Origin of the sequence: Sphingobacterium siyangense, from assembly GCF_007830445.1 — a bacterium.
Classification (GTDB): Bacteria; Bacteroidota; Bacteroidia; order Sphingobacteriales; family Sphingobacteriaceae; genus Sphingobacterium; species Sphingobacterium siyangense.
On sequence record NZ_VLKR01000005.1, the window covers coordinates 220,370 to 226,563 of the forward strand.

Consider the following 6,194-nt stretch of genomic DNA (forward strand, 5'->3'; position numbering starts at 1 on the left):
CGATAAATATAGCTGCGAATTGTTATCTTCGCAATAATCTGTCATTGTTTTTAGCTATTCATACCAGGAGATCTCCGCGAAGATAAATCGGGTGTGATCTATACCTCATAGCTTAGGTTATCAAATAGCATACATTGGCTGTATTTTATTGTATATAATTCGTGTCATGAAAATTAAGGTAGGATTTGGATTTGATGTCCATCAGATGAAAGAAGGTCATCCATTTATTGTCGGTGGAGTGCAATTGGAGCATCATGCTGGTGCCTTTGGGCATTCTGATGCCGATGTGTTGGTCCATGCGATATGTGATGCCATTTTGGGCGCTGCCAATTTAGAAGATATTGGCTACCACTTTCCAAATACAGATATGCGTTGGAAAGGCATTAGCAGTTTCTTGTTGTTAAAAGAATGTATGGCGCTGATTGCTGCGAAGGGATACACGCTTGGCAATATTGATGCGATGCTGTGTCTGGAAGCTCCTAAGATCAAACCCTATATTCCACAAATGAAAGTTAAACTGGCTGAAGCAACGGGTTTGGATATCGACGACATCTCTATTAAAGCAACAACAAATGAAACGATGGGATTTATCGGTCGTCAGGAAGGGGTGGTTGCTTATGCGGTTTGTTTGATTGAACGCGCGTAGTCGCCTCAATATTTTCACGTTTAAATTCTTGCTTTTGGCCCAATTAGTAATACCTTTGCCAAAGTAGGGATTCTTGGCACACTATCTGATAGAGTGAGCATTAATGTCTTAATTGAAGTCTTTAAAGATCGAAATAATGCCGTATCCAAGTTTGCAAAACACAACTGTGGCTGGAAAAATGGACTATGCATTGCGGTCTTTAAAATGAATAATATTTACGTCTGAAATTTAGTAAATAGATGAAACGAGTATCAAAAAAAAATCAACTTACTGAGGCTGATGTCAAGCGGTATACGTTCAATTTTTGGAAAATTATCATCGGGATCGTCGCGATAGGTTTCCTCTTTATATTGAGTATACGTCTTGGCGTATTTGGAAAATTACCCTCCTTCAGTGATTTGGAAAACCCCAAAAGTAATTTAGCTTCCGAAGTTATCACGGAAGATCATAAGGTATTGGGAACTTATTATGTCCAAAACCGCTCCAATGTAAAGTATAGCGAATTGTCTCCTTATTTGGTCAAAGCATTGGTTTCGACAGAGGATAAACGCTTTTATGATCACTCTGGGATAGACTACTCACGTACATTTACAGTTATCTTTCACACGCTGACCGGTAACAAACAGGGGGGAAGTACAATTACACAGCAGTTGGCACTTAATCTATTTTCGGATGGACGGCAGAAGAATTTTCTAAAGCGTGTCATCCAGAAATTTCAGGAATGGATTACAGCGGTTCGCTTGGAAAGAAATTATACCAAAGATGAGATTATTACCATGTATTTTAACACGGTAGACTTTGGTGCTTACAATACATACGGAATCAAATCCGCTGCGCGGACTTATTTCAATACGACTCCGGATAAACTGACAGCAGACCAAGCAGCCCTTTTGGTGGGAATGCTTAAAGGTCCAGGAGCATATTCTCCGGTGCGGTATCCCGAAAAATCACGTACTCGCCGTAATACGGTGTTGAATAATATGGTTGCCGAAAATTTTATTTCGGCTGAGGAGGCTACAAAAGCGAAAGAAAAACCACTTGGTTTAGAACTTAAGATCGCAAATTACGGTGAGGGTTTGGCGCCATATTTTAGAGCGGTATTAAAGGATGAAATCAAAAAGGAATTTGCAAAATTGTCTATCACCAAACCAGATGGCACACCTTATGACCTCGATCGTGATGGATTGAAAATCTATACGACGATCAATATGTCTATGCAGCAATATGCAGAGGATTCGCAAAAAGAGTGGATGAAGCAACTGCAGTCTAAATTTGCTGCCCAATGGAAAAATAGGGATCCTTTTAAAGGCGAGAAAGCCAAGCTGCTTATTAGCGGAATGAAGCGCTCTGATCGTTACCGTATTTTGAAAGAAGAGGGCTTGAATGAAGACGAGATCAAAAAGGCCTTCAATGTAAAGGTTCCGATGAATATATTTACATGGAAGGGAAGTGTTGATACGATGATGACGCCAATGGACTCCATTAAGTATAATAAACTTATGTTGCGCAATGCGATGATGTCTATGGAGCCGAAGACCGGACATATCAAAGCCTGGGTTGGAGGTATTGACTTTGACCACTTCAAATATGATCAGGTAAAAATGGGTACCCGTCAAGTCGGATCCACGGCGAAACCATTTACGTATGCGGTGGCGATTGATAATGGTTATTCACCATGTTACAGTATTCCCAATTACCAACAAACTTATAACGGATGGACACCAAGAGGAAATGCACAAGGTGGAAACCCTATTACTTTAGCGAAAGCATTGGCTTATTCACAAAACTATGCGACGGCCTATCTGGTGCACGAAGTTGGCGCTGCGGAAGTAGCTGCATTGACAAAACGGATGGGTATAACAAGCGATGTGCCTAACTATCCATCGATCTCATTAGGTGCTTATGAAGCGTCGGTCTTTGATATGGTGGGTGCTTATTCGGCATTTGTGAATCAAGGAACTTGGATTGAGCCAACAGCGATCTTACGGATTGAAGATAAAAATGGTACACCGATCTATGATAAAGCACCAAAGGTCGTAAAAGCCTTAAATAGTGAATCCGCTTATATTATTGTTGATATGTTGAAAAAGGTGGTATCCCAGGGTACGGCGAGACGTATTCAATGGATGTATAAGCTCACCAATCCAATTGGTGGTAAAACAGGTACAACCAACGATAACTCAGATGCCTGGTTTATTGGTATCACACCGGAACTGGTTACAGGGGTTTGGACCGGTGCAGAAGATCGAGGTATTAGTTTCGACAGGATGGAGTACGGACAGGGGGCGGCAGCGGCGATGCCTGTATTTGCGTACTATATGCAGAAAGTATATAAAGATTCAAATCTGAAGTATACCAAGGGCGATTTTGAGCAACCGCAGGGTGGGCTTACCCGTGTCATTGACTGTAATCAGTATTGGGGCGGTGGTGGCTCAGATGTCGAAGATGGATCTACGGATTCAAGCGGTAAAGATGCGACTAAACTAAAAGATGATCGCTTAGGTTTCTAAGTTATTTTAACGATTACCATTGGGCCAGATAATAAATTTTTTCGAGATTTTTTGTCTGGCCTTTTTGCTGAACATGTTTGATATTGGAACGTAATGGACGTATTTGATTATAGAGAAGAATTAAAAAAGATACCACATCGACCGGGAGTCTATCAGTATTTTGATAAAAATAGTGAGCTGATCTATATCGGTAAAGCGAAGGATCTGCGTAATCGGGTCGGTTCGTATTTCGTGAATGAAAATCAGCTGAATGGCAAAACCCGTGTTTTGGTTCGCAAGATCAACCGTATATCTTTTACTATAGTTGATACAGAGATTGATGCTTGGTTGCTTGAGAATTCATTAATCAAGAAACACAAGCCCAAGTATAATGTTCTGTTGAAGGATGATAAAACCTATCCATGGATTGTCATCAAGAACGAACCTTTTCCGCGGGTTTTTTGGACCAGACAATATATCAAGGATGGGTCTCGTTATTATGGCCCCTATCCTTCGGTGGGGATGATGCATATTGTATTGGATCTGATCCGTGAACTATTTCCCCTCCGTACCTGCAATTTGGCTCTCACACAGGAAAACATACGGAAAGGCAAGTTTAAGATCTGTCTTGAATATCAAATTGGAAATTGTAAGGGGCCCTGCGAAGGGTATCAGTCCGAAGACGACTACGATCAGAACCTGAGTGATATCAAGGATATTCTGAACGGAAAGATTGCTGTGGTGACCAATCGTTTAAAGGAAAGTATTGGCACAGCAGCAGCGGCTTTGGATTTTGAAAGGGCACAGTTAATGAAGGCGAAGTTGGATAAGCTGGACAATTACCAGAGCAAGTCGACGGTGGTCAACTCATCCATTACCAATGTGGATGTATTTAGTATTGCTTCAGACGAGGGTTACGCTTTTGTCAATTACCTGAAAGTCATGAATGGTGTTATTATTCAGACACAGACCCTCGAAATGAAAAGGCGTTTGGACGAGAGTGAACAGGAGCTTTTGGCCTTGGCGATACCAGAGATTCGGGAGCGCTTCAAAAGTCTCTCGCGGGAAATTATCGTACCTTTTGAATTGGATATTGAAGAGAACGAACGGATTCGATTTACGATTCCGAAGTTGGGGGAAAAGAAAAAATTGCTGGAGCTTTCCCAAAAGAATGTGGCATTTTTTAGAAAAGAGCGTCTGTTGCAATATGAAAAGCTTAATCCGGATATTCGGACGGAGCGCATCTTAAAGCAGATGCAAAAAGATCTGCGCATGAATGTGCTCCCGCAACATATTGAATGTTTCGATAACTCGAATATTCAGGGGAATTATCCCGTATCGGCTATTGTTGTCTTTAAGGATGCAAAACCTTCGAAGAAAGATTACCGCCATTTTAATGTGAAAACCGTGGAGGGGCCCAATGATTTTGCCACGATGGAGGAGGCTGTTTTTAGACGCTATAGGCGATTATTGGATGAAGATCAGCCTTTGCCGCAATTGATCATTATCGATGGGGGAAAAGGGCAGCTGGGCGCAGCCTTAAAGAGTCTGCGCTTGTTGGGGATAGAACGGAAAGTAACGGTCATCGGCATTGCCAAAAGACTTGAGGAGCTTTTCTATCCGGGTGATCAGTACCCACTTTATTTGGATAAGAAGTCTGAAACCCTCAAGGTCATTCAACATCTCCGGGATGAAGCACACCGCTTCGGAATCACCTTCCACAGAAATCAACGGAGCCGCAAAACCTTTGTTTCAGAGCTGGAAAATGTTCCGGGTATTGGAAAAACAACGGTTGAGAAAGTATTAACTGAGTTTAAATCGGTAAAAAAAGTGAAGGAAGCCTCCGATGAAGAGCTAAAAAAAGTGCTTAATCTGAAACAGATTAAAGCACTTCGTGAATATTTTGCAACGTAAAAATTTAAAAGAAGAATAGTTCGTGCATTCGAGGTCGGTAAAAAAGGTCTCCGTACGAACTTTTCAAAGCGAATTAATCATCGTAACCAAAACGTTTAAGGTAGTTCTTTTTACTTCTCCAGTCAGGAATCACCTTAACAAAAAGTTCGAGGAATACTTTTCCATCGATAAACTCTTCGATATCCTGGCGGGCATAGGTACCGACTTTTTTGATCATTGCGCCTGCTTTTCCGATGATAATATTTTTTTGAGAGTCGCGCTCTACAATAATTTCGGCAGCAATACGAGTGATATTTGCTTCTTCTTTGTATGATGTGACGATTACTTCTGTACTGTAGGGGATTTCCTTATCGTATAGTTTGAATACTTTTTCACGGATCATCTCAGAGACGAAGAAACGCATGGATTTATCCGTTAGCTCATCTTTCTCATAATAGGCTTCGTGAATCGGTAACTTGTCCTTGATGTAGTGCATCACGGCGGCGACATTATGATTTAATTTTGCTGAAATTGCAAAAACGGTATCTGGATTTAATTTTTCCTGCCAAAATTCAATCTTAGCCTTGACCTCTTCTTCCGAAGATTTATCAATTTTGTTGATTAGCACGGCAACAGGGGAATTTGTTTTACGCAATTTCTCCAGGACATCGTTCTCATCGTATTTTTCGTGGATATCTGTCACAAATAAAATAATGTCTGCATCGATCAACGATCCTTGGACAAAATTCATCATCGATTCTTGCAAAGAATAGTTTGGTTTGATAACACCAGGGGTGTCCGAAAACACAATTTGATGGTCTTCATCGTTTACAATACCGATAATGCGGTGTCTTGTCGTTTGCGCTTTGGGTGTAATGATAGACATTTTTTCACCCACTAAAGCGTTCATTAGGGTGGACTTACCAGCATTTGGCTTTCCGATGATACTTACGAATCCTGCTTTATGTGACATTTTTCTAAATTTTATTAGGATTACAAAGAAACAAAATATATCTTTGTACTCCAATTCGGAAGGATCATAATCTTGTTTTTTCAAAAGAAAAAAGCAATTTTGTTCAAAAATATATTGCGGGGTGGAGCAGTTGGCAGCTCGTCGGGCTCATAACCCGAAGGTCACTAGTTCGAGTCTGGTCCCCGCTACTAAA

Annotated in this window: 4 protein-coding genes and 1 tRNA gene; 4 read left to right on the plus strand and 1 reads right to left on the minus strand. The window is 41.0% G+C overall.

All coding sequences use genetic code 11. The annotated features are described in order from the left end of the window. Positions 1-166: 166 nt before the first annotated feature. The 3 genes from ispF (at position 167) to uvrC (ending at position 5,049) form a co-directional block, all read left to right on the plus strand. The gene (ispF, locus tag IQ31_RS07080; RefSeq protein WP_145327561.1) at positions 167-646 is read left to right on the plus strand and encodes a 2-C-methyl-D-erythritol 2,4-cyclodiphosphate synthase; all 480 of its coding nucleotides are present in this window, start codon (positions 167-169) and stop codon (positions 644-646) included. Between the two features lie 239 nt (positions 647-885). Next, on the plus strand, positions 886-3,156 hold the full coding sequence (locus tag IQ31_RS07085) for a penicillin-binding protein 1A (RefSeq protein ID WP_145327562.1): 2,271 nt from the start codon (positions 886-888) through the stop codon (positions 3,154-3,156). A 93-nt stretch (positions 3,157-3,249) separates the two neighbouring features. Further along, positions 3,250-5,049 (plus strand): excinuclease ABC subunit UvrC, encoded by a 1,800-nt coding sequence (gene uvrC / locus IQ31_RS07090; RefSeq protein ID WP_115046553.1) that lies wholly within the window; start codon positions 3,250-3,252, stop codon positions 5,047-5,049. Positions 5,050-5,122: 73 nt separating this feature from the next. On the opposite strand, the gene era is transcribed toward uvrC, so the two are convergent. Further along, entirely contained in the window at positions 5,123-6,001 is an 879-nt protein-coding gene (gene era / locus IQ31_RS07095) for a GTPase Era (protein WP_070570335.1), read from the minus strand. 115 nt (positions 6,002-6,116) lie between these two features. Here era and IQ31_RS07100 point away from each other — a divergent pair. Next, positions 6,117-6,189, plus strand: a tRNA-Met gene (locus tag IQ31_RS07100). Positions 6,190-6,194: the final 5 nt, after the last annotated feature.

Bases quoted from the DNA above. Each gene is read 5' to 3' on its own strand.
- uvrC (WP_115046553.1), top strand. From the start codon at position 3,250: ATGGACGTATTTGATTATAGAGAAGAATTAAAAAAGATACCACATCGA.
- era (WP_070570335.1), bottom strand. From the start codon at position 6,001: ATGTCACATAAAGCAGGATTCGTAAGTATCATCGGAAAGCCAAATGCT.
- IQ31_RS07085 (WP_145327562.1), top strand. From the start codon at position 886: ATGAAACGAGTATCAAAAAAAAATCAACTTACTGAGGCTGATGTCAAG.
- ispF (WP_145327561.1), top strand. From the start codon at position 167: ATGAAAATTAAGGTAGGATTTGGATTTGATGTCCATCAGATGAAAGAA.